General features: G+C 37.5%; 22 protein-coding genes. 14 read left to right on the top strand and 8 right to left on the bottom strand.

What is annotated here, in order from left to right; all coding sequences use genetic code 11:
* The first annotated feature begins 80 nt into the window (after positions 1–80).
* From rpsT to AC0L6O_RS05955, 8 genes are all read left to right on the top strand, one after another.
* The gene (gene rpsT, locus AC0L6O_RS05990) at positions 81–338 is read left to right on the top strand and encodes a 30S ribosomal protein S20 (protein ID WP_341226924.1); all 258 of its coding nucleotides are present in this window, start codon (positions 81–83) and stop codon (positions 336–338) included.
* A 90-nt stretch (positions 339–428) separates the two neighbouring features.
* Positions 429–1,127: a RadC family protein gene (radC, locus tag AC0L6O_RS05985; protein WP_473307064.1), complete on the top strand. Its 699-nt coding sequence runs from the start codon at positions 429–431 to the stop codon at positions 1,125–1,127.
* Positions 1,108–1,404, top strand: a complete 297-nt coding sequence (locus AC0L6O_RS05980; RefSeq protein ID WP_473307062.1) for a rhodanese-like domain-containing protein — start codon at positions 1,108–1,110, stop codon at positions 1,402–1,404. The genes radC and AC0L6O_RS05980 overlap by 20 nt, the downstream gene beginning before the upstream one ends.
* Before the next feature lie 368 nt (positions 1,405–1,772).
* Positions 1,773–2,816: an efflux RND transporter periplasmic adaptor subunit gene (locus AC0L6O_RS05975; protein ID WP_473307061.1), complete on the top strand. Its 1,044-nt coding sequence runs from the start codon at positions 1,773–1,775 to the stop codon at positions 2,814–2,816.
* Between the two features lie 7 nt (positions 2,817–2,823).
* On the top strand, positions 2,824–5,916 hold the full coding sequence (locus AC0L6O_RS05970) for an efflux RND transporter permease subunit (protein ID WP_473307060.1): 3,093 nt from the start codon (positions 2,824–2,826) through the stop codon (positions 5,914–5,916).
* A 32-nt stretch (positions 5,917–5,948) separates the two neighbouring features.
* Positions 5,949–7,292 (top strand): TolC family protein, encoded by a 1,344-nt coding sequence (locus AC0L6O_RS05965; protein ID WP_473307058.1) that lies wholly within the window; start codon positions 5,949–5,951, stop codon positions 7,290–7,292.
* A gap of 350 nt (positions 7,293–7,642) precedes the next feature.
* Entirely contained in the window at positions 7,643–9,655 is a 2,013-nt protein-coding gene (locus tag AC0L6O_RS05960) for a cyclic nucleotide-binding domain-containing protein (RefSeq protein ID WP_473307057.1), read from the top strand.
* Positions 9,652–10,239 (top strand): SGNH/GDSL hydrolase family protein, encoded by a 588-nt coding sequence (locus tag AC0L6O_RS05955; RefSeq protein WP_473307055.1) that lies wholly within the window; start codon positions 9,652–9,654, stop codon positions 10,237–10,239. Before AC0L6O_RS05960 ends, AC0L6O_RS05955 begins: the two co-directional genes overlap by 4 nt.
* A gap of 128 nt (positions 10,240–10,367) precedes the next feature.
* Here the strand turns inward: AC0L6O_RS05955 and AC0L6O_RS05950 are convergent, their stop codons facing one another.
* Entirely contained in the window at positions 10,368–10,688 is a 321-nt protein-coding gene (locus AC0L6O_RS05950; protein WP_111371282.1) for a single-stranded DNA-binding protein, read from the bottom strand.
* 260 nt (positions 10,689–10,948) lie between these two features.
* On the opposite strand from AC0L6O_RS05950, the gene AC0L6O_RS05945 reads away from it, so the two are divergent.
* Positions 10,949–12,937 carry a DUF2075 domain-containing protein gene (locus AC0L6O_RS05945; protein WP_473307054.1) on the top strand — a complete coding sequence of 663 codons (1,989 nt, stop codon included), beginning with the start codon at positions 10,949–10,951 and terminating at the stop codon, positions 12,935–12,937.
* A gap of 30 nt (positions 12,938–12,967) precedes the next feature.
* Complete coding sequence (locus AC0L6O_RS05940; RefSeq protein ID WP_473307053.1) at positions 12,968–13,384, top strand: hypothetical protein; 417 nt, start codon at positions 12,968–12,970, stop codon at positions 13,382–13,384.
* A gap of 143 nt (positions 13,385–13,527) precedes the next feature.
* On the opposite strand, the gene AC0L6O_RS05935 is transcribed toward AC0L6O_RS05940, so the two are convergent.
* The 4 genes from AC0L6O_RS05935 to AC0L6O_RS05920 all read right to left on the bottom strand — a co-directional run bounded on the left by AC0L6O_RS05935 (position 13,528) and on the right by AC0L6O_RS05920 (position 17,379).
* On the bottom strand, positions 13,528–15,096 hold the full coding sequence (locus tag AC0L6O_RS05935) for a sulfatase family protein (protein ID WP_473307052.1): 1,569 nt from the start codon (positions 15,094–15,096) through the stop codon (positions 13,528–13,530).
* 113 nt (positions 15,097–15,209) lie between these two features.
* Complete coding sequence (locus AC0L6O_RS05930; RefSeq protein WP_473307050.1) at positions 15,210–15,791, bottom strand: hypothetical protein; 582 nt, start codon at positions 15,789–15,791, stop codon at positions 15,210–15,212.
* A 72-nt stretch (positions 15,792–15,863) separates the two neighbouring features.
* A complete protein-coding gene (locus tag AC0L6O_RS05925; protein WP_473307049.1) occupies positions 15,864–16,454 on the bottom strand; it encodes a DUF4126 domain-containing protein in 591 nt (196 codons plus the stop codon).
* A 40-nt stretch (positions 16,455–16,494) separates the two neighbouring features.
* Positions 16,495–17,379: a YicC/YloC family endoribonuclease gene (locus AC0L6O_RS05920; RefSeq protein ID WP_473307047.1), complete on the bottom strand. Its 885-nt coding sequence runs from the start codon at positions 17,377–17,379 to the stop codon at positions 16,495–16,497.
* 315 nt (positions 17,380–17,694) lie between these two features.
* Between AC0L6O_RS05920 and argS the strand changes: the two genes are divergently transcribed.
* The gene (argS, locus tag AC0L6O_RS05915; protein WP_473307045.1) at positions 17,695–19,464 is read left to right on the top strand and encodes an arginine--tRNA ligase; all 1,770 of its coding nucleotides are present in this window, start codon (positions 17,695–17,697) and stop codon (positions 19,462–19,464) included.
* 29 nt (positions 19,465–19,493) lie between these two features.
* The gene (gene arsC, locus AC0L6O_RS05910; protein WP_473307043.1) at positions 19,494–19,838 is read left to right on the top strand and encodes an arsenate reductase (glutaredoxin); all 345 of its coding nucleotides are present in this window, start codon (positions 19,494–19,496) and stop codon (positions 19,836–19,838) included.
* Between the two features lie 47 nt (positions 19,839–19,885).
* Here arsC and AC0L6O_RS05905 read toward each other — a convergent pair whose 3' ends face one another.
* Positions 19,886–20,401, bottom strand: coding sequence for a hypothetical protein (locus AC0L6O_RS05905; RefSeq protein WP_473307041.1), 516 nt, complete (start codon positions 20,399–20,401; stop codon positions 19,886–19,888).
* A 172-nt stretch (positions 20,402–20,573) separates the two neighbouring features.
* Here AC0L6O_RS05905 and AC0L6O_RS05900 point away from each other — a divergent pair, with 172 nt between their 5' ends.
* Together AC0L6O_RS05900 and AC0L6O_RS05895 are read left to right on the top strand one after the other, a co-directional pair.
* Entirely contained in the window at positions 20,574–21,533 is a 960-nt protein-coding gene (locus AC0L6O_RS05900; protein WP_473307039.1) for a glycosyl hydrolase family 18 protein, read from the top strand.
* Positions 21,530–24,340 (top strand): CHAT domain-containing protein, encoded by a 2,811-nt coding sequence (locus AC0L6O_RS05895; RefSeq protein WP_473307037.1) that lies wholly within the window; start codon positions 21,530–21,532, stop codon positions 24,338–24,340. The genes AC0L6O_RS05900 and AC0L6O_RS05895 overlap by 4 nt, the downstream gene beginning before the upstream one ends.
* Here the strand turns inward: AC0L6O_RS05895 and AC0L6O_RS05890 are convergent.
* Together AC0L6O_RS05890 and AC0L6O_RS05885 are read right to left on the bottom strand one after the other, a co-directional pair.
* A complete protein-coding gene (locus AC0L6O_RS05890; protein WP_473307035.1) occupies positions 24,307–24,903 on the bottom strand; it encodes a hypothetical protein in 597 nt (198 codons plus the stop codon). The two genes, AC0L6O_RS05895 and AC0L6O_RS05890, sit on opposite strands and share 34 nt — an antisense overlap.
* Entirely contained in the window at positions 24,896–25,420 is a 525-nt protein-coding gene (locus AC0L6O_RS05885) for an RNA polymerase sigma factor (protein ID WP_473307033.1), read from the bottom strand. The genes AC0L6O_RS05890 and AC0L6O_RS05885 overlap by 8 nt, the downstream gene beginning before the upstream one ends.
* Between the last annotated feature and the right edge of the window lie 53 nt (positions 25,421–25,473).

Raw genomic sequence — 25,473 nt, 5'->3', positions numbered from 1 at the left:
AAGTAAGACTAGTAAATTATTTTCTTTCTCTTTATCTTTGCAGCCCGAAAGAAGAAGAATCGTACAAATATTTAGATATAATGGCAAATCATAAGTCAGCATTAAAGAGAATTAGGTCTAACGAAAGCAAGACTTTAAGAAATAAGTATCAGCACAAAACTACACGTACTGCTGTAAGAAAATTACGTGCTGCAACAGATGCTAAAGAAGCTGCTGAGCAATTAAAAGTTGTTTCTGCTATGCTTGATAAATTAGCTCGTAAGAACGTAATTCATAAAAACAAAGCTGCTAACATCAAGTCTTCATTGACTAAGTTAGTAAACGGACTAGCGGCGTAAGCCTCAAGTTTTTGTTTTTGAAAAGATACAGGAAGCTGTACTCGGAAGAGTACAGCTTTTTTTTTGTGATAATTGGCTGTATATTTCGCTATGACACATAACGACCGCATCTCTATTTCTTACTGGGCAGAAGAAGACCGACCTAGAGAAAAACTTTTATTAAAAGGCCGAGGTGCATTATCTGACTCTGAACTCATAGCAATATTGATAGGCTCTGGCAGTAGAGATAAATCTGCCGTAGAGCTTTCTAGAGATATTTTAGCTTACTATAAAAACGACATCAACCTTTTAGCCAAAGCCAGTATCAAAGAACTGACAAGCTTTAAAGGAATTGGCGAAGCTAAAGCCATCTCCATAGTCGCGGCATTAGAATTAGGAAGAAGAAGAAAACCAGAAAGCACTGAAGTAGTGGCTAAGATTGATTCGCCAGCTAAGGCTTACAACTACTTCAAACCATTTTTAATGGACCTACATCATGAAGAGTTTTGGATACTCTTGCTAGATCGCTCTTTAAAGCCCATCAAGCACTTTAAAATAGGACAAGGCGGTGTAGCCATGGTCATGGCAGACCCAAAGCTAGTTTTCAAACATGCAATAGACCACCTAGCCACTTCTATCATACTTTGCCATAATCATCCATCTGGAAAAAAGATACCAAGCCATGCGGATATGCAGCTCACCAAAAAACTACAGCATGGAGCAGTGCTACTAGACATGATAATTTACGACCATATAATATTTACCGATAACGGCTTTTACAGCTTTTCTAATGAAGACAAACTCAAGTGAGATAAAAGAGATTAGTCAAAAGGAACTTCAGGAAGTTCTTGACAATCAAAACGCAGTCATAGTAGATGTGAGAGAGACGTCGGAATTTAATGACTTCAATATTGGCGGAATTAGTGTTCCCGCACATTTGCTCAATGAGCACCTTAATGACTTGGAAGAATTTGACACACTAATAGTAGCATGCTCAAATGGAGCTAGAAGCTATATTCTAGCCAGAGTAATTCAGAAAAAATTACCAGAAAAAAATGTCCTACACTTAACGGAAGGCGTTTTCTAGAAACCTTTATACTTTCTATCATTCTTTACCAACCACTTACCTACTACGTAAGAGCCAGCTAAAAGAACAACGAAAAATAAGATAGGTAACCAAGTAGGAAACTGATAATCAAACATGCTTTTTTGCTTTTTTAAATTACTCCTACAAAAGTACAAAGCTTTCAAATAGAAGCTAAATATTTTAAAAAAAATATCCCAAAATAGTCAAAAAGAGAATATTTGGCGTCCACTATTGATGTATCTACAAACATTCCTTTGGTCTATGCAAAACTTAGCTCTATCCATATAGCTAAAATTGTATTATTCTTAGGATGTAAATTCAATCAGATTTAATCCTTTTCTACGCTAACCAAAAACACTTGATTTAATATGCGACCACTACTAATAGTCGGTTTACTTTTGGTTCTTTTAATCATCGGTAAAGTTTTTTTCTGGGGCAAATCAGATGATACACCCACTTCCTCTGGTGTTTCCAATATACCTACAGCCACCTTTGTAAGCACTATTTTAGTTTCTTCAGACAACTCTGACCAACTGGTATATTCATCAGGTACACTCTCCCCCAATGAAGAGGTAGAGTTAAGAAGCGAATACGCTGGAAGGCTGGTAAAACTTAACCTTAGCGAAGGCTCTTATGTTAAAAAAGGAGCATTGATAGCCAAAATAAAGGATGACGACATTCAGGCTCAATTAAAGAAAGTCGCTATTGAAGAAGAACTAGCAAACCAGATTGAGGCACGTCAAAAGAAACTCTTAGAAATAGAGGCTATTAGCAAAGAAGAGTACGAAATATCGGCTAGTAGAGTAAGTACACTAAACGCAGATAAAGAGTTATTAGAAGTTCAGCTAGCCAAAACCGAAATTAGGGCTCCTTTTTCAGGACGAATTGGCCTTAAAAACATATCGGAAGGAGCTTACGTTACGCCAAACACGCTTATAGCTACCTTGGTACAGATTAATCCACTAAAGATAGACTTCGCAATTCCTGAGAAATACCTAACCAAAGTAAAACCTGGCCAACAAGTTTCTTTTGAGATTGACGGCACAGCCGAATCTTTTAATTCAAAAATTTTAGCGATTGACCCAAAAATTGATGCTACCCTTAGAACTCTAAAGATAAGAGGTTTAACTAGTAACACTAATGGCAAACTCCTTCCAGGAATGTTTGTGAAAGTGAAATTAAATTTAGGCAAAGAGCAATCACTTATGATTCCGTCTGAAACTATTATTCCAGTATTAGAAGGTAAAAAGGTTTACCTAAAAAGGAATGGTGTGGTAGAATCAGTTTTGATAGAAACTGGCTTAAGAAACGAAAAAATGGTACAGGTTTTAAGTGGATTGAACGAAGGCGATTCTTTAATCACAACCGCATTACAAGTTTTAAAACCTGGTATACCGGTAACATCTAACTAAGATTATTATGTCAATATCAACCCTATCCATCAAAAGGCCGGTTTTAGCGATAGTAATGAATCTGCTGATTCTACTTTTTGGAATAGTTAGTTTCCAATATTTGGGTGTTAGAGAATACCCATCTGTAGACCCTCCTGTGGTAACAGTAAGCACAAGTTATCCTGGTGCCAATGCCGACATTATAGAATCCCAGATTACAGAACCATTAGAGAAAGCCCTTAACAGCGTAGAGGGTATTCGTTCTGTGAGTTCTTCTAGTAACCAGGGGTCTAGCCGAATCACCATTGAATTTAAGCTAGGCCATGACATGGAGCGAGCCGCTAATGATGTGCGAGACAAAGTATCTCAGGCTGTTAGGCAGCTTCCAAACGACATTGATGGCTTGCCAAACGTAAGTAAAGCGGATGCCGATGCGGAAACCATACTTTCTTTTACACTGCAAAGTGATAAAAGAGACATGTTGGAAATTTCGGATTATGCCGAAAATGTAATCTCTCCTAGATTTGAGACTATTGAAGGCGTAAGCTCTGTAAGAATATGGGGCTTTAAAAGATATGCCATGCGTTTATGGATGGACCCAGACAAAATGGCCTCGCAAGGTGTAACCACGCAAGACGTAAAAGCAGCCTTAGATAGAGAAAATGTAGAACTCCCTTCTGGTAAACTTCAAGGAGACAATACCGAACTGGTGGTGAAAACCATTGGGAAGTTTGTGAACGAAGAGGATTTCAACGACATGATTGTTAGAAACGAAGGAGAACAAATCATTCGTTTCAAAGACATTGGCTTTGCCGAATTAGGCCCAGAAAACCCAGAAACCTTATTAAGATGGAATGGCGTACCCATGGTAGGAATAGCCATCACCCCACAGCCTGGCTCTAATTACCTCGACATAGCCAAAGAATCACACAATAGAGCCGACCAAGTCAGAGCCATGCTTCCAGACGATTACTCTATGGAAACCATCATGGACAACACAGTTTTTGTGGAACAATCTGTAGAAGAAGTGGCCGAAACCATCTTAATAGCCATCTGCCTGGTGGTGGTGATTATCTTCTTATTTTTCAGGGATTGGATAGTGGCTATTAGGCCATTGATTGACATTCCTGTTTCCTTGGTAGGAACATTCTTTATCATGTGGATTTTCGGTTTTTCTATTAATGTTTTGACACTACTGGCCATAGTGCTTGCCACTGGACTGGTGGTGGACGATGGTATTGTGGTCACGGAAAACATTTATAAGAAAATAGAAGGCGGCATGAATCCTATAGAAGCTGCCATCAAAGGTTCTAATGAAATTCTCTTTGCGGTACTTTCTACTTCCATCACGCTGGCTGCGGTATTTTTACCTGTAATTTTCATGGAGGGTTTTGTGGGGAAATTATTCCAAGAGTTCGGTATTGTCTTAGCCACTGCAGTATTGATTTCTGCTTTTGTTTCATTAACGCTTACGCCAATTCTTAATGCCTATATAAACCGAAAGGTTATCAGAAAAACTAAGTTCTGGACTGCTACAGAGCCATTTTTCAAAAACATGGAAACAAGCTACAACACTAGTCTTGGCAATTTCCTGAATAAAAAAATAGTGGCTGTATTTATTCTAATTGGCACTTTTGGCTTGACTTACTATTTTGGAAGTAGCCTTGATTCTGAGCTTGCTCCTCTAGATGACCGAAGTGACTTAAGCCTTCGAATGACCGGTCCAGAAGGCTCTTCTTATGAGTACATGGATAATTACATGCAAAAAGTTTCTCAAATGGTCATGGATTCCATTCCTGAAATTAACGGAATACTTAGTGTTACCTCTCCTGGTTTTTCGGGCTCTGGTGCCTCAAATACAGGGTTTGGAAGAGTTAAATTAAAATCAAAAACAGAACGAGAGAAATCCCAATCTGAATGGGGCGATTACTTAAATACTCAGCTAAAAACTATACCAGAGGCCAAGGCTTTTGTAAGTGAAAGGCAGACCATTGCTCTAAATAAGCGAGGTGGTCTTCCTATACAATATGTAATCCAAGCTCCGGGTTTTGAAAAACTCAGAGAGTATTTACCAAAGTTTACAGAAGCCGTTCAAAACGACCCAACCTTTACCATTATTGACCAGGATCTTAAATTTAGTAAACCTGAGCTCTCCATTAGTATTGACAGAGAAAAAGCGAAGAGCATGAATGTGTCTGTGGCAGATGTGGCTCAGAGCATGCAGTTGGCCTTTGCAGGACAAAGATTCAGCTATTTCAACATGAATGGAAGACAGTATCAAGTGATTGGCCAGTTTGACAGAGGAAACAGAAATGAGCCAATTGACCTGAGAAGTATGTATGTCAAAAACTCCGATGGCGAATTAGTGCAGCTTGATAATATTATTAAAACCGAAGAGCAAAGTAGCCCTCCTCAGTTATATCATTATGACAGGTATATGTCTGCCACGGTATCGGCTGGTTTAGCTCCTGGAAAAACTATTGCCGACGGCATAAAAGCCATGGACGATATTAGAGACAAGATTGGCGATGAAGCTATTCTTACTTCGCTAACTGGTTCTTCTCGTGATTTTGAAGAGAGTTCTAGTAACACCATGTTCTCCTTTATTCTTGCTTTGGTTTTGGTTTATTTGATTCTTTCTGCTCAGTTTGAAAGTTTTATTGACCCACTCATTATCATGCTTACCGTGCCGCTAGCCATTGCAGGAGCTGTAATTTCCTTGTGGTTATTTGACCAAACGTTAAATATTTTCAGCCAAATAGGTATTATCATGTTGGTAGGTTTGGTGACTAAAAATGGTATTCTGATTGTGGAATTTGCCAATCAATTAAGAGAACAGGGCTTAACAAAAACCGAAGCAGTGATACAGGCCGCCACTTCCAGACTAAGGCCTATCTTAATGACCACACTTGCCACATGTTTTGGTGCTATGCCAATTGCTTTAGCCTTAGGTTCAGCAGGAGAAAGCCGCAGGTCGATGGGAATAGTGGTGATAGGAGGTTTAATGTTATCACTAATGCTTACCCTATATGTGATACCTGCCATGTATTTATATTTAAGCAAAAAGAAAGACATCAAACGCCAACAAGAGATTGATGAAATGGCTTTAGAATACGCTTAAATCCTTTTTATAAATTGCTTCAAGAAAGCCGTATGCAGACAAAAAATACTTTTCTTCAAATATTCAATTCTCTTCTTCAGCCCTCTATAAAGGGGCTCGGAGTTTTATTATTGCTTTCCGTTTCGGCACAAGGTCAAAACGTCATGACGCTAGAAAAAGCTATCTCAGAAGCTTTAGAAGGCAACTTTGGTATTCAGATAGCGGAAAGACAGCTGGACGCCGCCGAAAACCAGATTTACAAAGGAAACGCTGGCATGACTCCGACTATAGACTGGAATACGAATGTAAATGGTAACCTAAGTCAGGTAAACCAAGTTTTTTTAGACGACAGAAAGATAAATCGTTTGGGTCAATCTTTTGCTCCTAGTACCAATGTGGCTCTTAGCTGGACGCTGTATGACGGCAGAAGAATGCAAACGAGGTATGAGCGATTAAAGTCGGAAGGACAGCAAAGTCAGATAGAAAAGAAACTGGTAGTGCAAAATGCGGTGGCAAATGTCATGCAGACCTATTATCAAATATTGAGACAAAAGGAATCTGTAGATTACCTTACTACCATTATTGGCTATTACGACGAGCGACTAAAAATCACGGAAGAACGCTGGCAAATAGGACGAGGTTCTAAACTAGATTTTTTACAATCAAAAGCCGACCTCAACACCCAGAAATCTAGTTTGGTCAATGCCAAAAACGAACTTAAAAATGCTAAAATCAGACTTAACAATATTTTAGGAGCTGCAGCGGAGCGAGATTTTAATATAGCAAACATAGCCTCGCCAAAAACGCAGTACACACTAGCCGAAATGCTAGACCAAGCCAAATCATCAAACCAAGATTTAGTACTTCTTAACAAAGCTTTGGAAATAAGCCTGCTAGACCAGCAAGAAATGGAGTCTTTCCGTAAGCCGAGGATAGCTTTAAATTCTTCTTTTGGTTACTCATTAAGTAAAAACAATGCGGGTTTCCTTGCTCTTAATCAGAGTTTAGGACTTAGTTCCGGAATTTCTGCAACTTGGAATATTTTTAATGGACAGGCTACGCAAAGAAATATTCAGCTGGCTAAAATAAATACCGACATAGTTAACAAGCAAAAAGAAAGTCTTCTTAACCAATTAGATGCTGATATAGCCACTGCTTTTTATCAATTTCAGACCGACCGTGAGCTTTTCAATTTAGAAACAGAAAACAAAGACGTGGCAGAAGAAAACTTGACTATTTCTTTAGAAAAATTTAAGCTTGGTAGTAGTACAATCTTGGAGCTAAACGATGCCCAAAGAAGGTTTGATGACTCACTAAACAGGCTGGTCAATGCTCAGTATAACGAACGAGTTTCTGAATTAGAATTGCTTAGGCTTAGTGGGGCTTTGGTGGAGTAGATTCTTCCTTAAGTTAACATTCTACTTGGAAATCTTCGCGGCAAAAAAAGACAATCGCTAAGACGACAAGCTTATTCTTTGTGCCTTTGCCTTATAGCGATAGAAATACCTGACGGCCATAAAGCTAAACTCCCTCATGATTATTCACAGAAGCACCTGAACTATGAAAAAATCAATCCTAAATATGTTCCATAGCCAAAGAACTTAAAACTATTTTTGATGGATTGGCGTAGCAGTATTTTGTCATTATCAACTAGTTGCCATTTCTAGGCTACTCTATTCTGAATTGTATTATTTTCATTTTCATTCTTCGCCTTGGCGAACTCTGAATTGTTACATACTTTTATGCAATGCCGCCTTTTGACATATTTAAAGCACTATCCTTTCTGGATGAACCAGACCAAGACATACTCGATGAACTTGCTAATGCTTGTAAAAAAATAAGTTTCAATAAAGGAGAGGAAATCACTACACAATTTGCTTCAAGTACCCATTTCTATTTATTACTGAATGGCGAGGTGTCGTTTTCTATTCAGTTAGAGCATGAAGCAGCCCAATTTGAGGTTGGATATACCACAGGGCCTCTAACCCCATTAGGTTGGTCTGGATTCAGAAGTCCTTATAGATACGCCACCACAGATACGGCATCAACAGATTGTGAGGTTTTGCAGTGGAGTCATGAGTTCCTTAGAAACATGTTCACCAAGCACCCAGACCTGGGTAGTAAATTTCTAGAATTTGTACTTGAACATGCCGTAAAGTTACTATCCAAGGTAAGAACGGAATTAAGTACGTATCACATTGCGGATTGGGACTCTGACCAGTTACTAGAGAACATTGAAGACCGACAGTCAACCAACTCCCCTTCTCTAACCGACTTATTGAGAAAGTCCCCATTCTTTGAGGTATTTAGTGACAAGTATTTAAAAGAGCTTGCAAAAATTGGTAAGCGAAAAAAATTTACTGCGGGTGAGGTCATTATGGAACAAGGAGAAGCAGCAATAGGCTATGACATCCTAGTTTCCGGAAAGGTTTCTCTAAATTTCACGCCTAAAGAAGACATTGGTAAAAAATTAGCCCTGATGCGTACTTTAACGCATGAGGGATATACCATCTCATGGGCTGGATGTTTAAAAGACAAATCGAACGTTTCCACCGCCATTGCCCTTCAAGATTCTGTAGTCTTTCACTTTCCTAAGAAAAAACTTCTTAGCCTTATAGAGCAATACTCAGACTTTAAATTATCGCACCATTATAGGCTCCTATGGCTGATTGGCAATCAATTAAGGTCAGCAAGGTCAAGGCTTATTTCTCAAAAATTTGAAAAGGAGATACTTGCTATTCGGAACTTAATAGAGCAGAACTCTACCCAGCTAGACGCAAGCTCTAAGCTTCATAAAGTTCCATATTTACTGAACAACATTCTTACGTTAGAAGATGCCTTTTTATGTTTGAGAACATTAATAAAAAACGGTAATACCTTAGAAAAAGGTTTAGCGAACGTATGTCTTGGTGTGCTAGGCAATGTAAATCAAGAAAATAAATTCTACAAAGCCTTAGTCAATGTGTACGAGTCCGTGGTTAAATCACCAAGTGATGAGCCTAGTTCAGCTATCCGAAAAAAATGTGCTATCTGTTTTCAAGAAGCTTTTGAACACTCAGATTTTGTGATTGGTGGCTGGGAAAATTTACCGGACCAAGCAGGACATATTTTCATTTATAACCATTTATTAAATCATCCTTATAATACGCTTCCTAATAATTTTCAGCTAACGCTAGACTCGCACTTTGTAAGTTCTATGATTTTGCAAAAGAAATACGGAGACCCTGGAATTAGGGTAGTAAGAGTGAGCAGAAATGTAGAATATGGGCATCAAAATTACTATGACCGCCTTGGGCATATTAATGTACATACTCCAGAGTCCGTAAGAATTAAAGAATCTGATGCTGAAAAAAAGAACAGAAAACAGCAGTTTTATGATGAGGCACAGGCCTATATTCAGGGTGGAATTAATATCATGATAAGTCCGGAAGGAACAAGCCGAATTACCACTCAATCTCCGGGAGCATTAAAACCTGGGGCATTTAAACTTGCTTTAGAAATAAGTCCAGAACCATTTATAGTACCGATTTCCGTTGCTAATTTTGACAAAAGATTAAGCCATAACGTACTATCAGCTTATATTCATAAGCCAATGCGAATGAGTGATTTTATAAAAGATAAGGATAACAGAGAAGAGCTCTCTACGTTTTTAATAAACTTAGAAGCTCAGTATAAAGATTATGTAAAACAGGCTATAGATTTAGCTGACGATTATAAAATAAAAATTTCTCAACCGGCCGTTTTTAAGAAAAAGATATGACAGAAGAATACGAAGTATTGGTTGAAGAATTAGAGAGCAAATTACAAGGTAGTAAAGTAGAAACAGGCAAAACTGTGTTTTATGGCTCGTCTTCTTTCAGATTATGGGAAAGTGTTAATTCAGACTTAGCTGACGACCAAATTATTAATCTAGCATTTGGTGGCTCTACTATGGAAGCCTGCCAATACTATTTTGAAAGAATAGTGCTTCCTTATGCACCTACTAAAATGGTGATTTATGCTGGCGATAATGATATTGGCAATGGAAGTACACCTGAGGAAATACTGGAGTCATTCACGAAATTATATCATAAAATACGAGCTAACTTTAATGACATACCTCTTACCTTTCTTTCTATAAAACCCAGCCCCAGCAGATGGGACCAAGTAGAGAAAATCAAAAAAACTAACCGTCTAATCAAGCATTTTATTAGTGCCGATATCCATTGCAAATACATTGATATTTTTGAGCCAATGCTGGATGAAAACAAAAAGGTAAAAGAAGAGCTTTTCATAGAAGATGGGCTACACATGAATGCCGCAGGTTATGCTATATGGAGTCAGGTAATGACAGATAGCATTTGATAATTGGACATTTCTCTAATGAAACATCCAACTATCATTAAGCTTAAATCCTCGTAAACTGCACGCTATACTTCGAAAAGTGTGATAGTCTTGGGGAAATACTATGCCAAAAGCTATAAGAAGGTACATTACGCTTGACGGTTAACCTCTTCTACTTTATAGGCTTGTATCTCTGTTACGTACACTTTTTGATTGTCTTTGTTCATGTAGTTTCTGTAAACCAACTTCCCTTCTACTTTCACAAATTTCCCTTTGGAGATAAGTGCTTCACATTGCTCTGCCATTTTTCCCCAGGCTATGATATTGTGCCAGCTTGTAACCGTTTTCTCCTCGTTGTTTTGCTTGAATCTTTCGTTGGTGGCTAAACTAAAACTCGCCTTCTTAGACTTGTCAAATTTTAATACTTCTACATTTCCACCTGCGTTACCTACTAATGTTACTGTGTTCATAATTGATAAGTTATATTTAAATTAATGTTTGATTATGATGCCGATATACTTTGTTTCAAATCGACGATACAAAGGTGCGGCGGCTGTCAAGCATTAATCGGTTAATAAGCGTTTGTATTCGAATAAAAGCATTTGTAAACGTTTGTTGTCGGATAATTATTTCTATATTTGATTGAAACACAAATATTTATATAGATAGGTGCGTATATCCAGATGTTGTGTTTCATCCAGAACAAACTGCAAAAAAAAGATAATCATATATGAAAAGAGCCTATTACTCGAATAACATACAAGACTTCTTAATAGAACCTGATTCGAGTATCTTGGGTGAATTAACGGCTAATCATAGTAATAGAACTCTTGAAGAATTACAAGTAAATGCATGGCGTAAACAAATCACCATTCTGAAAGATCAGCTTAGGGGTTTTGGAGGTCAAATTTATTTTGAGTTTGCAATTCCGAGAATGGGAAAACGAGTTGATAATATCGTAATCATCAATAATGTTGCCTACATAATAGAATTTAAAGTTGGTGATGGTGGTTATGAAAAACATGCAATTGAACAAGTAATTGATTACACAATTGACTTAAAAAACTTCCACGAAGGAAGCCATAAAATTAAGCTTATACCAGTTTTGGTTGCAACAAATGCAACAAGTGTTACTGAAAAGAATAGTCAAATTGTCGCTCATGAAACTGCTGCTAAATCCAATCAAAATGATTTAGCCGAAACACTCAAACAATATTTAAATGATGATGGAGAATCAATAAATATTGAATATTGGGAAAATTCGATTTACAAACCAACACCAACAATAGTAGAAGCAGCACAAGCTCTTTACAAGGGACATAATGTTAAAGAAATAACTAGATCAGACTCTGGCACCATTAATCTTTCTAAAACTGCTGACTGCATTAATTCAGTAATTAATAAGTCCAAAGTCAGAGGTGTAAAATCAATTTGTTTTGTGACTGGTGTACCCGGTGCAGGTAAAACTTTAGCTGGATTAAATATAGCAGTAGAAAGAATGAAAACAGATGAGGATGAACACGCTGTATTTTTATCTGGAAATGGACCATTAGTTGACGTTCTAAGAGAGGCACTTACAAGGGACGAAGTAGTAACAGCTAAAGAAAACGGAGAAAAACTAAGCAAAAAGCAGGCTTCTATTAAAGCAAATGCGTTTATTCAAAACATTCACCATTTTCGAGATGATAATCTACTTTCAGATAAGGCCCCAATTGAAAAAGTTGTAGTTTTTGATGAAGCTCAAAGAGCTTGGACAAATCACCAGGTTAGTAAATTCATGAAAACCAAGAAACAGGTTGAGGATTTTAATAAATCTGAACCACAATTCTTGATTGAAGTTATGGATAGGCATACGGACTGGTGCACCATCGTTTGTTTAATTGGCGGTGGACAAGAAATAAATACAGGTGAAGCTGGATTGGAAGAATGGATTAGTTCACTTAAAAATCATTTCCCTAATTGGAACATTCACTATTCTAGTTCAATATTGGAAAGCGACAACTATCTAAAATCGGAAGAATCAAGAAGATGGTTAGTTGAAAATGGATTAAGTGAAATTGAATTGCACCTTGCAGTTTCTGTAAGATCATTTAGATCAGAAAAATTATCAAGTTTTATACATGAATTACTCAATGCAGAAATTAAAAAATCAAAACAAATTTATTTAGAAATAGAAAAATTATATCCTATAGTTATAACTAGAAATCTTAAAAAAGCTAAGGTTTGGTTACGAAATCAGGCAAGAGGAAGTGAACGTACTGGGTTACTAATATCTTCAGGAGCAAAAAGGATTAGGTCAAGCGGGATCGATTCAGAAAATAGTCTGCGATCTAACTCAGGTTCTGATAAAATTTCTAATTGGTTCTTAAACGATAAGCGAGATGTGCGATCATCATACTTTTTAGAGACTGCTGCTACAGAATTTGTTGTTCAAGGACTTGAAATAGATTGGGCATGTGTTGCCTGGGGTGGTAATTTCCACATGAATAAGACAGATTGGAAATATCAGAATTTTAAAGGAACTAAATGGCAAAATATTAACAAGGATATTGACAAAGAATATCTAAAAAACACATACCGGGTTCTTCTTACAAGAGCAAGACAAGGAATGGTAATATTTGTTCCTGAAAGTAATGAACTTGACCATACAAGGCCCAAGGAATTTTATGACAGGACTTATGAATATTTAAAGGAAATTGGAATAAAAGAAATTGATTAAATAAAACACGAAAACACAACAATGTGTTTAATGCATAGCACCCTGCGGGATGCTAAGACACCATACACGGAACGTCCGATAACTCCTATGAACCAAAAATGCCTAGTATGTGAAACGCCATTTTCTGGCAGAAAAGACAAGAAGTTCTGTTCAGACTTATGTAGGAATACATACAACAATCAGCAAAATTCAGACGGTGTAAACTTGGTAAGAAACACCAATAATGCCCTAAGAAAAAACCGCAGAATACTGGCTAAAATATGCCCAGAGCAAAAAGCCAAAACAAGGCGAAACACCTTATTAGATAAAGGCTTTGATTTTAACCTTATCACCAGTGTAAGAACCACTAAAAAAGGCAGCACGTATTACTTTGTCTATGATTATGGCTACCTGGAGTTAGATAATGATTTCTTCTTGGTGGTTAAGGATAATAGAACTGAGAGTTAGTTTTTAATTTAGCCTAGCCTCATCGCGTTTAATTTTCGACCTCAAAGACGCAAAGGCACGAAGACTTCTTTCGAAAAACTTAGCGTCCTCGCGTCTTGGCGATTGTCTTTTTAACCACGAAGAGGCGTCCCAGTACCAAAAGCTTAAATACTCACCGCAGTATCGTCATCATATTTCACCACCAATCTTTTCAGTTCATTTTTCAACTCCTCCGTTATTTCTTCATAGCCAGCTTTTCCGTAAAGATTATCCATCTCATTAGGGTCTGTCTCTAAATCAAACAACTGCCAATCATCAATATCATAGAAGTGCATCAGCTTGTACCTGTAAGTGCTCACACCATTATGCCTAGGCACATGATGCCAGCCTGTACCCTGATAGTAATGATAGTAAATAGATTTTTGCCAGTCTACATCAGGATTATCAGTTAGCATGGTTTTCAGGGAAGTACCTTGCATATCTGCCGGAACAGTTTCACCCACAAAGTCTAAAATGGTAGGTGCCAAGTCTAAATTTTGAACAAGTTTTGAAGTTTTCTGACCTGCTTTTATTCCCGCAGGGTAACGCACTACCAAAGGCATCCCGAAAGATTCTTCGTACATATAACGCTTATCATACCAGCCATGCTCTCCTAAGTAGAAGCCTTGGTCTGAGGTGTAAATTATCAGTGTATTTTCGTCTAAACCTTCTTTTTTAAGGTATTCCATTAGCCTACCCACGTTATCATCTACAGACTGTACCGTTTTGGTATAATCATTCATATAACGATTAAACATCCACTGGGCTAAGTCTTTCCCTTTTGGCTTAGTTTTGTAAAACTCTTCTATAATTGGCTGATAATACTCATCCCAAGCGGCCTTTTGGTCGGGTTTTAAATCATTATAAGCCCTTTCCCAGCTACCTGCTCTATCATTTCCTGCCATACCGCCAGTTCCTGGGTCGTCTTTTTTATCAAAAATCGGAAGTTTCATATCGCCAGACCAATACATATCCGTCACTTTCATGTCTTGCCCTTGGGCTCCTACCCTGCCCTCGTAATTATCAAAGAAATTATCAGGCATGTCAAAATGCTTTTCTTCATACGCTTTCAGGTAAGAACTATCTGGCATCCAGTTTCTATGCGGAGCTTTGTGATGTAACATCATGAAAAATGGTTTCTCTCCATCTTTTTGTTTGTCAATCACATCAATAGCCATGTCTGTTATCAAATTAGTAGCATAGCCTTCTGTTTTGGTGGTATCACCATTTGACCCAACAAACCTTGGATTATAATATTCTCCTTGGCCTATTAAAAGCTTATATTCATCAAAACCCTGCGGCTTAGACACCAAATGCCATTTCCCTAATACAGAAGTATGGTAACCGGCTGTTTGTAGATATTTGGCAAGTGTGGCTTGGTCTCCATTAAAAGTATCGTGGTTAGACATGAAACCATTCTTATGAGAGAATTTACCTGTCAAAAACACTGCCCTACTTGGCCCACATATAGAGTTAGTACAGTAAGCCCTATCAAACAATACGCCCTCAGATGCCAACTGGTCAAGATGTGGCGTTTGCATCACAGCACCCTCATAAGCACTCATGGCTTTTTTGGCGTGGTCGTCAGTCATGATAAAAATGACGTTAGGTCTTTTGGCTTTTTTCTCGGTTTGACAGGAAAAAAGAAATGCCGTAAAAATGAGTATTAAGAAGGATTTGGTTGATATAGTCATAAGGTTAGGGTTGTTTTCAGCAACAGTAAATTTAAGGAAAAACTTAACCATTGACCATAAAAAAAACCTCCATGCTTTCACATGGAGGTCACCGTCCTTGTTGATGAAAAGTATTACAACAATCCGTTAAGTAGATTCAGTGAAGTTCCTAGTTTCTTTGAAACAGCTTTCTCAGCCAAATTGGCAAAGATTCCTGTATTCTCCAGTTTACTACTTTTCTTAGTAACTGCTCCTAAAACACTTGATAATTTGTCAACAGATGAACCAGAACCTAAGGCTCCAAGACCCGATTGAATCAAACCAACGTTAGAATTGACTTGAGAGCTTTTACCCAAAAGACTGCCACCTCCTAAAAGGCTTTTAAGTCGCTGAGCAGCTACCAATGTTTTAATAGTGCTAATTACCTTCTGCACTAAATTCATATCTGCGTTTCCTTTTTGGATTGATGGAATTAAACCACCTAAGGCAGTAGCCTGACTTATTAACTTTGAAGAAAAGTTGTTATCTGAGCTTTTGGCTTCGTCTTTAAGACTCATAACCGCATCACCCAAAATCCCAGCCACTTTTGTGTTATTGTCGCCACTTTTAATCATGCCCATTGCATTATCTAGCATACCTAAATCAAAAGATTGAGCTTGAAGGTTTCCGAAAGTAAAAAGTGTGATGAAGCTTAGTATAAAAATCGATTTTCTCATTTGTAGAAGTTTATGTTTTGTTTCTATTAAGACCTTGAAATCTTTAGAAGTCACAAAAAATCTACATTGTTTTTATACGCTCGCCTTTTGACGTCTTTGTTTGATAAGCTTTCGCCATATCCAAACCACAAAGTATAAGACTATTGCCCCTATAAAAATAGGTAGCATTAAAGCCACTATAGAAAGCACAGCCGAAAAGCCATTTTCTACACTTGCGATTAAATTATTCCCTAAACCACCGGTAAACTTAGTGCTACCTAGACGTAAAAGCGAAGTACCTGCCTGAATGGTACCTGCCACACCTCCACCAGCTACGAGTCCCAAACCCCACTGAAGCATGGGGTCGTCAATTTGTAAAAAAGAAGAGGTTAAAATAGTACCTGCCGCTACAGCAACAGGCATAGCAATGGTATCTAAAAGATTATCGACTACAGGAATATAATATGCCGCTAGTTCAAAAACCGCAGCCACAGCCAAAACTATGGTGGTGGTAGAATCTCCCATCCATGCCATATTATCAGCTAAATCATAAACACCAAACTTACCTGCCAAGTTACCAACCAACAGTGGCAAAAACACCCTAAACCCTGAAGCGGCACTGAGACCAATACCGAGTAAAAGGGCGGGAATAAGCGTAGATATTTCTTCCGAACTAAAAGACATGCTGTAAAAAGTCTAGCCTCAAAAAGCTGACAAGTATTTATTAAACAATATTTAAAGTTTGCTCTTTAATCTTCTCCAACTCATCTTTCATCTGAACTACAAGTTTTTGAATAATAGCATCATTTGCTTTAGAGCCAATTGTATTTATTTCTCTTCCTATTTCTTGAGAAATGAAGTTTAGGCGTTTTCCGTTGGTGCCTTTTTCTAATTCAGCCACAAAATAAGTCAGGTGATTTCCTAATCTTACTTTCTCTTCTGAAATGTCATATTTCTCTACGTAGTATACCAACTCCTGCTCAAACCTATCTTGGTTAAAATTGTCACTTTGAACCAATTCAGAAATAGCTTTTTCTATTCTTTCTCTGATAACTGGAATTCTGTGCGGGTCTTGCTCTACCACTGCCTCTAGGTGCTTGCCTATGTTGGCTATGTATTCCTTAAATTTCTCTGCTGTTACTGCTCCTTCCTGACTTCTAAACTCTTGACATTTTGTAATGGCCTGCTTTACCGTTTCTAAAATCAACTTCCATTCTTCTTCTCCAGCTTCATCATTTACCACATTGGTAACATAAGCGTTTGGCATCATGGTAGCCATTCTTAAAATGTCTGTAGGTGCCGCATCAAAATCCAATTCTTTGGCGGTAGCCATCAAATCTTTAAAATATGCTTTAACCAGTCCTCTATTCACACTGGTTCCTGCTACGCCTTCATCTTTAGAAACTACATTAAGAGAAAGCTCCATTTTACCTCTAGATAACTCTGTAGAAAGCAAATTTCTTAGCTCTACCTCTTTATCGGAGTAGGTTCTGGGCATTCTGCAAAAAATGTCTGTGAACTTTGAATTAAGTGTTTTCACCTCTGCCGAAACAGCAAGTTTATCGTTTTCTATGGCGGCCGAGCCGAAGCCCGTCATTGATTGCAGCATTCTCTTTTTATTATAATTTACTTTCCAAAATTATGAAATGTATGGCGTCTATCACTACAAAAAGAATATAAGTGGCTCTATTTCCGCAAATTAGATTCTTTTAAAGTTATTATACTGGCTTGCTACTCTCGTTTTAAGAGACCAACTACTCCGTTACGAACACTTATCTTGTGGATAAAAAGAACAATAAGCGGGTAGTCACGCTATTCAATTTTTGCACCTAACATTCGCAAAAATATCAGTCTTAAAACCATCTGCCTAGAATTCTCTCCTTAAAAGTTCTAATTTTGCGGTTCATTTTCAAAAACCTGTACTATGAACATTGAGCAGCAGCTTCAAAACGACATTTCTAAGGCTTTAAAATCGCTTTTTGACGAAGAAGGCGAAGTAAGCTTACAGCCTACCAGAAAAGATTTTGAAGGAACTTACACTTTTGTGGTTTTTCCTTTAGTCAAAAAACTTAGGAAAAAGCCTGTAGAGATAGGTGAAAGCTTAGGAAACCATTTGGTTGAAAACTCTGCCTTAATTTCTGGTTTTAATGTGGTACAAGGTTTTTTAAACTTGGTATTGGCAGAAAGCATTTGGTCAGACCTTTTCAATGCTCAACTTTCTGAAAGTGGCACTTTTGAAAAGAAAAACGCCTCTGTCTTAGTAGAATTCTCTTCTCCTAACACCAACAAGCCACTTCACTTAGGGCACTTAAGAAATAACTTCTTAGGAGCTTCTGTTTCTGAAATATTAAAAGCTAATGGTTACGATGTAACTAAGGTTTGTTTAGTAAATGACCGAGGCATTCACATTTGCAAATCTATGATAGCCTACCAATTATTTGGCAATGGCGAAACGCCAGAAAGTGCTGGAATAAAAGGTGACCATTTGGCAGGAAAGTATTATGTCAAATTTGACCAAGCTTATAAAGCTGAAATAGCCGATTTGATGGTCGCAGGCCAAACAGAAGACGACGCCAAAAAGAACGCTCCTTTGATGAAACAGGCACAAGCCATGCTCATAAAATGGGAAAATGGCGATGCGGAAGTCATGGAGCTTTGGAAAAAAATGAACACTTGGGTTTATGATGGTTTCAATGCCACTTATAAGCAAATTGGTGTGAGTTTTGACAAAACCTATTACGAGTCTGACACCTATCTATTAGGCAAAGACATTGTAGACGAAGGATTAGAAAAAGGTGTATTCTTCAAAAAAGACGATAACTCTGTTTGGATAGATTTGACAGAGGAAGGTATGGACGAGAAGTTGGTACTCCGCGGAGATGGAACTTCGGTTTATATCACGCAAGATTTGGGAACTACAGAGCTGAAATTTAAAGATTACGACTCGGAAAAAGCCATTTGGGTAGTTGGAAATGAGCAAGATTACCACTTCAAGGTACTTTTTGCTATTCTCAAAAAACTAGGCAGAAAATATGCAGAGGGCTGTTACCACCTTAGTTATGGTATGGTAGACTTGCCTACCGGCAAAATGAAGTCAAGAGAAGGTACCGTGGTAGATGCGGATGATTTGGTTGCTGAAATGATAGCTACCGCCAAAGCGTCAACCGAAGAAAAAGGCAAAGTAGACAGCTTTACAGAAAGCGAAAAAGAGGAGTTGTTTGAAATGCTTGCTTTGGGTGCATTAAAGTACTTCTTACTAAAAGTAGAGCCTAAGAAAAGAATGCAGTTTAATCCTGCCGAGTCTATTGACTTCCAAGGAAACACGGGTCCATTTATTCAATACACGCATGCTAGAATCAAGTCTATTTTGAGAAAGGCTGCTTCTGAGAATATTACTACACCTTCTAAAATTGAAGCGGTAGAAATGGCAAGTATTGAGACTGATTTGGTTTATTTATTAGGCGAATATAAAAACAGCGTAGATAAAGCCGCAGCTGACTTTGCCCCTTCTATTGTGGCAAACTACTGTTATGATTTAGCGAAGACTTTCAACTCTTTTTATGGAGAGTTAAGCGTCATGAACGAAACTGATTTAGCTAAAAGAGACTTTAGATTGGCCTTGATTCAGCAAGTAGCTCAAACATTGAAAAATGGCATGAAGCTATTGGGAATTGATGTTCCTGAGAGAATGTAAAATTTGAGCTTAAAGAAAACTCCCCAACTATGAAGATATATCATAATAGTAGATGCTCTAAAAGCAGAGACAGCTATAACTTATTAAAAGAAAAAGGCGTCGATTTTGAAACCATTGAGTATTTAAAGAACCCTTTGACGGAAGTAGAATTAACTGAGTTACTGGCTAAGCTAAATATTCCGGCAGAAGATTTAATTAGAAAAGGAGAGGCTGTTTATAAGGAAAACTTTAAAGGAAAGAAACTATCTGAAACAGAATGGATAGCAGCGATGGTTGAATTTCCTAAGTTAATAGAACGCCCGATAATTGTTAAAGGAAATAAAGCTGTAATAGGAAGACCAATAGAAAAAGTGATTGAATTGTTAGCAGAATAATATCACTATCTCCAAAGTAAAAAGGCTGTGTACTTTTTGACTAAAATTTAATCAACTTTAGAAAACACATAAACCTTCTGAAGGGAGGTGGCATTTCTAATATCGCTTTCTGGCAACTGCCCTTCTAGCATAAAAACGGCATCTTGAATAAGATTTCCTTCTTCTGAGTTATGCGAATAATCAAAAGATAGGTCTGTCAATTCTTTAGAGCTGGCTTCTAAATTCCCGTTAGAAAGTGTTAGAAAGAAAGATTCTGTGAATAACTTATTTCCACTAATGGTAATGCTACTTTGTTTGCTATTAAAGTCATAATTATGACTAAAAGTCTTAGCATTTTGACGCTCCTCTAAGATAAACTCGCTCCTAAAATTCCATACCAACTGGCTGAGATTTGCTAAATATAACTTTGAAGTACTAGCTGTATAACTTTTACCATCAATTTTAAACTGTACCTCCTCAATCTCCCAAGTACCTATAAAGTTTATGGCTTTAATATCTTTTGACGAATCTGTTTCACAAGAAAAAGTAAAGAAAACTAAAAAAACAAGAAGGTATTTAAACACTCGTTGGGGGTTTATTAATTACTGCAACAATAACAATTAAGATGCCACTTGCCCGCAAATATCAATAAATAAAGCTTCATTTTAAAGTTTCTTATTTAGCGGAAAGAGATAGCTCAGAATGTTCAAGAGCCTATTATTTTTGATTAACTTCGAATTCAATCAATTAACTAAAATGATAAAGAAAAGTCTATTTACTCTAGTATCCTTATTTATAATCACTTTGGGAGTTTCTGCTCAAAATAATTTTAAAACCGTGGCGTATTATACTCCTAACACGCCACCGTCTGCTATTCCTTTTGAAAACATTACGCACCTAAATTATTCTTTTGCCATTCCAGCAAAAACGGGAGATACCTTAATACCGCTTAAAGATGACAGTGTACTTAAAGAACTAGTACCATTGGCCCATAAAAATGGTGTGGAAGTATTTATTTCTGTAGGCGGCTGGGGCATAGGCGATGGCGGTGGAGAAGATGGAAGATTTCACAGAATGGCTGAAACCGCAAAAGGAAGAGCCACTTTTATCAAATCTACCATGGATTTTGTAGAAAAATATAATTTAGACGGCGTAGACCTAGACTGGGAATACCCAGACCCTGACCATCGCTCGGCAGATGATTATATTTTATTATGTAAAGACTTACACGCTGCTTTGCACAAAAGAGGAGGCAAACTTACTGCCGCAGTGGTTTCTAAAGGAAAACAAGCCTACGGTATCAAAGAAGAAGTATATCCTTACATGGACTGGTTAAACATCATGGTTTATGATGGCGACTATGGCCCAAAAGAATTAAAGCATCATTCTCCTTACTCTATGGCTGTTACCTGTATTGACTTTTGGTTAAATGAGCGTAACTTACCTGCTGAAAAGTGTGTTTTAGGCTTGCCTTTCTATGCCAAAAAAGGACATGGGAATTTTGGTTTTACGTATAAGCAGCTGCTAGAAGCTGGGGCAAGTCATTATGACGACTATTGGAATGGGCACTACTATAACGGTACCATCACCATTGCAAACAAAACTAGACTAGCCATGGATAAAAAGCTAGGCGGTGTAATGGTTTGGGAATTAAGCTGTGACACCACAGATGAATATTCACTTTTCAAAACTATTCACGAAACTATAGAAAAATGAGATTTGGGTTCTTTTTGGTTTTTGTAATTCTTTCTTGCTCAAAGAATAATCAAGAAGAACCCACCTCTGCACCTTCTGAGAACTGCATCAAGGCACACGACTTGTACGCAACCTACGATTCTTTAAGTGCAGAAAATGACTCATTAGCTCAGGTAAGCCTTCACGAGGCTATAGAAACCATACAAGAAGAGCCAAATGCGGTAGATAGCCTCTTCAAATATCTAGAACCAAGAATCACTTATTTAGGCGATAATTTCGGATATGACACCACTCAATATTACTTTGAAAAATATCAGCTTGAGAAGAAGAAAGACTTAGGCACACCTAAAAGTAAAGCCCTTTATTATTATTTAAAAGGCTACAGTTTATATCACAATCAGGATTATAACGGAAGTATTGATAATCATAATACGGCCATTGAAATTCTTGATAAAAATGGAATTGAAGACGACATTCTCCTCCCAATAATTCTTGGTGAAGCGGGTTTTGCCTATTGGCAAATAGACATAGAACATAAGAGCAAAGCTTATAATACACGAGCTCATGACTTACTCTGGAAGTATCATCAAAAAAATGAGCCAAGTGCCATGGTTTCGTCTTTTATGAATTTACTTCAAAACATGCAGGAGTACGGAGACTGGGAAAATGGCCAGCAAATTCTTCACAATTTCGAAGAATATTTTGCTCGATTACAGTCTGGCGAATTTGACATCACAGAAGAGCAGCTTCAAATATTTGGTTACAAGTTTTATTACTCCAAAAGCTACTTTCTAGTACTCAGACCTGACAAAAAAGCATATACCCAGCTTTTAGCTGAATTTACCGCTTGGCATCAAAGACATCAACTAGATAGCTATTTTGACCATTATCTGTATGCGTTTGACAGCATGGGATACGGCATGTTAAACGAAAAACATTTTGACGAAGCCAAAGCCTATTTTGACAAAATGCTGGAATTGGCAAGGTCAGACCATAATAAAATGAAGGCCCTTTCTAACTATGCCTCACTGTATTATGCCCAAGATATGCCAGATTTAATGCTAGAATACACACGGAAAAGTTTAGCAGAAAAGAGCTTTGAGAACAATGATATAAGCTACTTAATTCTCAAACTTACGGAGGCCAAATTGATGGCAAAACCAGAAAACGCAAGTGAGGTTCAGAGCATGGTCAAAAATGCTATCGAGCGATTTCTTGACAAGGAAATTGATATCAAAAACATGAGCCTTGATGACATCAATAATTCCATTTCTAATAGATGGATGTATATATTAAATTCTGCATCTGCAGTTTATAGGAAATCGGCCGGAGATAATAAAGAATACCAGCAAACGGCTTTAAGCCTCTCTCAGCTTTCGCTCAAAATATTTCTAATATACTACGAAAAAGGCACCTTCAATTTTCCACTAGACGAAACACATAAGACTATCAATGAGGAAATCCTTTTTAATGTAAAAGCTGCCAATTTTAGCCAGACCCAACTCTTAGATATACTTGAAAAGATAGAAAATGGCTCTTCACAGCACCTCTGGAACTCCTTTTTAAATAAGAACATGGAGAACCTAAACTTGCCAGAAAATCTTCTTGAAGAGAAAAATAGGCTCCAATTAAAGCTAGCAAACATTAAGAAGAACACCCCAGAAGAAACGGCTATAAAAGATAGTATTAGCACCGCAGAACTAGAAATAGCCAAGCAAAATAAAAGCTTTGACAGGAACAGTTATCATGAATTCTCTGTCAAAAAAATCTTAGATGGGCTTAAAGAAAACCAATCTATATTGAGGTATTTCGTGACAGAAAATGAAGTTTTTGCCACCTACGCACATAAAGAAATGGTGGAGCTTTATCATCTCGGAGATAAAGATAGTTTGAGCAGAAGTATAGATACCTATATTCAACAAATTAGAACGCTGGATGCTTCATGGGAAGAAACCTCCACCTATCTTTTTGATAAACTTATAGCACCAATAGCCGAAAACTTAAAGGAGCAAATCATCATAATTCCTGAAAGCTTTTTACAAGAATTACCTTTTGAAACTTTGACTTCAAATGGAGAGCCAATTGGTCTTAAACATCAAATAAGTTATGCTCACGGCATCCAATTCTTGCAACATGAAAGCCAGAAAAAAGCCTCTGGCTTGCTAAGCATTGCCCCTAATTATCAAAATAGCAAATACCTGAATATCCCCGAAAATGTGGCGGAGACAGAAAATATAGCACAAATAACACCCACTTATGAGTTATTAAATAATGCCGCAACCAAAGCGAATTTCTTAGCATCACTAGGTAAATACAATGCCTACCACCTGGCCATGCATGCCCATATGGACACCACTAATTACGAGTCGTCATCGTTAGTTTTTTCTAATGACGAAGAACTAAAATTCAAAGAACTCTATAACCTAAACTTCCCTGCTAGCATGGTGACTTTAAGTGCATGTAACACGGGGGTGGGGCAAGAACTGGTGGGTGAAGGATTGATGAGTTTGTCTAGGGCTTTAACTTATGCTGGTGTAGCCTCTGTAGTACATAGTTTATGGCGAATTCCTGATACAGAAACCGCTGAACTGATGAAGCATTTTTACCAGAACATGAAAAATGGTGAAGCTAAAAATATAGCCCTAAGTAATGCCAAAAGGCAGTTTATCAAGGAAAACCCTTTAAAGCAGCATCCCTTTTATTGGGCTGGTTTTGTGACTGTGGGTGACAATTCGCCTGTAGATTTGGAAGCGAATAACTATTGGTGGCTATTGCTCCTACTTTTGCCAATTGGCTATTTGGCATTAAGGTCTTTTAGGAGAAGTTGAACATTTTCAGACAAAGCAAAATCTTCCTTTTCTAATTCTTTTAACAAACGCTTTGCTCCTGTTTCATCCTCTATTTTAAGCAAAGAAAGAGCCATATACCACTTGGCATATAAGTTAAAAGTAGAGTTAGACAAATCATCCAAACTCAGTATAGTAACTGCCTTTTCAAATTCTTCCCACTCCATCAAACTTAGGGCAAGGTAGAAAGAAGCCGTGTCTGATTTCAATAATTCCAAACCCGAAATAGCTAAAGCATAATCTCCTTTTTCGTAGTCTTGGTACAGCTTTTCTTTTTCAGAAACCTCCGCTGCACTTCGTGTCAATGGTGAAACTACATTCGGGTATTTTTGATAATAGGCGGCATATAGGTCTGGCTGAGTTTCTGTTTCATTTAACATCCAAAACGAAAAGGCAGCCACACAAAGCATAGCTGCAGCTATGGCGTAAGGCCACCAGGGCTTCTTGGGCTCAGCAAGCTCATCTTCTTCTGCCAGAAATTGTTTGAGCTTTAGCCGCTCATTTCTGACAATCGCTTTTTTTATAATTTCGTCCTCTTTATCCATTCTTCTTCACCAAAGCCTTCAGCTGTTTCATACATCTTGACTTTTGGCTTTTTAATACATTTTTGTCTTTATAAGTCAGTATTGACATTATTTCATCCAAACTTTTCTCTTCATAGTAAAACAGCCTCAAAACCTCTTGGCATTGCCCTCCTAGTTTCACAAAAGCCGCTCTCATGCGTCTTTCTTCTAAAGTTTCTTCCTCTTCAAATGGGTCTTCAAAATTGACTATTTCTATATTTTCTAAGTCAACCGTTTTTGCTTTTTGCTTAAACCGTTTGAAGATTAAATTCTTTCCAATACCAAACAAATAGGTTTTCAAACTACTGTTTATGTCATCTAATTTACCTGCCTTAAGCTTTTCAAAAAGCACTATACAGGCATCTTGGTAGACATCTGTTAATTCCTCTTGGCCTAAATCATATCTATTACCAAAAAACAGAAAAGCCGATTTATGTTCTCCATAAAAAGCCTTTAAGGCTAATTGGTTTCCAGACTTGAGTAAATCTATTTGCTTCAAATATTAGTGCTTGTACTGACTTAAAGGTAAACATAAAATCAAAAAAGATTAAT

The organism is Arcticibacterium sp. GJ41-1, assembly GCF_055808875.1.
Note: the sequence above shows the minus strand (reverse complement) of the source record. Positions and strands in the feature narration are given on the sequence as shown.

Excerpts from the sequence above, each read along its gene's own strand:
- AC0L6O_RS05970 (WP_473307060.1), top strand. The coding sequence starts at position 2,824 with ATGTCAATATCAACCCTATCCATCAAAAGGCCGGTTTTAGCGATAGTA.
- AC0L6O_RS05890 (WP_473307035.1), bottom strand. The coding sequence starts at position 24,903 with ATGGATAAAGAGGACGAAATTATAAAAAAAGCGATTGTCAGAAATGAG.
- AC0L6O_RS05950 (WP_111371282.1), bottom strand. The coding sequence starts at position 10,688 with ATGAACACAGTAACATTAGTAGGTAACGCAGGTGGAAATGTAGAAGTA.
- AC0L6O_RS05900 (WP_473307039.1), top strand. The coding sequence starts at position 20,574 with ATGATAAAGAAAAGTCTATTTACTCTAGTATCCTTATTTATAATCACT.
- AC0L6O_RS05975 (WP_473307061.1), top strand. The coding sequence starts at position 1,773 with ATGCGACCACTACTAATAGTCGGTTTACTTTTGGTTCTTTTAATCATC.
- arsC (WP_473307043.1), top strand. The coding sequence starts at position 19,494 with ATGAAGATATATCATAATAGTAGATGCTCTAAAAGCAGAGACAGCTAT.
- AC0L6O_RS05895 (WP_473307037.1), top strand. The coding sequence starts at position 21,530 with ATGAGATTTGGGTTCTTTTTGGTTTTTGTAATTCTTTCTTGCTCAAAG.
- radC (WP_473307064.1), top strand. The coding sequence starts at position 429 with ATGACACATAACGACCGCATCTCTATTTCTTACTGGGCAGAAGAAGAC.
- AC0L6O_RS05960 (WP_473307057.1), top strand. The coding sequence starts at position 7,643 with ATGCCGCCTTTTGACATATTTAAAGCACTATCCTTTCTGGATGAACCA.
- AC0L6O_RS05980 (WP_473307062.1), top strand. The coding sequence starts at position 1,108 with ATGAAGACAAACTCAAGTGAGATAAAAGAGATTAGTCAAAAGGAACTT.
- AC0L6O_RS05955 (WP_473307055.1), top strand. The coding sequence starts at position 9,652 with ATGACAGAAGAATACGAAGTATTGGTTGAAGAATTAGAGAGCAAATTA.
- AC0L6O_RS05945 (WP_473307054.1), top strand. The coding sequence starts at position 10,949 with ATGAAAAGAGCCTATTACTCGAATAACATACAAGACTTCTTAATAGAA.
- AC0L6O_RS05920 (WP_473307047.1), bottom strand. The coding sequence starts at position 17,379 with ATGCTGCAATCAATGACGGGCTTCGGCTCGGCCGCCATAGAAAACGAT.
- argS (WP_473307045.1), top strand. The coding sequence starts at position 17,695 with ATGAACATTGAGCAGCAGCTTCAAAACGACATTTCTAAGGCTTTAAAA.
- rpsT (WP_341226924.1), top strand. The coding sequence starts at position 81 with ATGGCAAATCATAAGTCAGCATTAAAGAGAATTAGGTCTAACGAAAGC.
- AC0L6O_RS05965 (WP_473307058.1), top strand. The coding sequence starts at position 5,949 with ATGCAGACAAAAAATACTTTTCTTCAAATATTCAATTCTCTTCTTCAG.
- AC0L6O_RS05940 (WP_473307053.1), top strand. The coding sequence starts at position 12,968 with ATGCATAGCACCCTGCGGGATGCTAAGACACCATACACGGAACGTCCG.
- AC0L6O_RS05935 (WP_473307052.1), bottom strand. The coding sequence starts at position 15,096 with ATGACTATATCAACCAAATCCTTCTTAATACTCATTTTTACGGCATTT.
- AC0L6O_RS05925 (WP_473307049.1), bottom strand. The coding sequence starts at position 16,454 with ATGTCTTTTAGTTCGGAAGAAATATCTACGCTTATTCCCGCCCTTTTA.
- AC0L6O_RS05930 (WP_473307050.1), bottom strand. The coding sequence starts at position 15,791 with ATGAGAAAATCGATTTTTATACTAAGCTTCATCACACTTTTTACTTTC.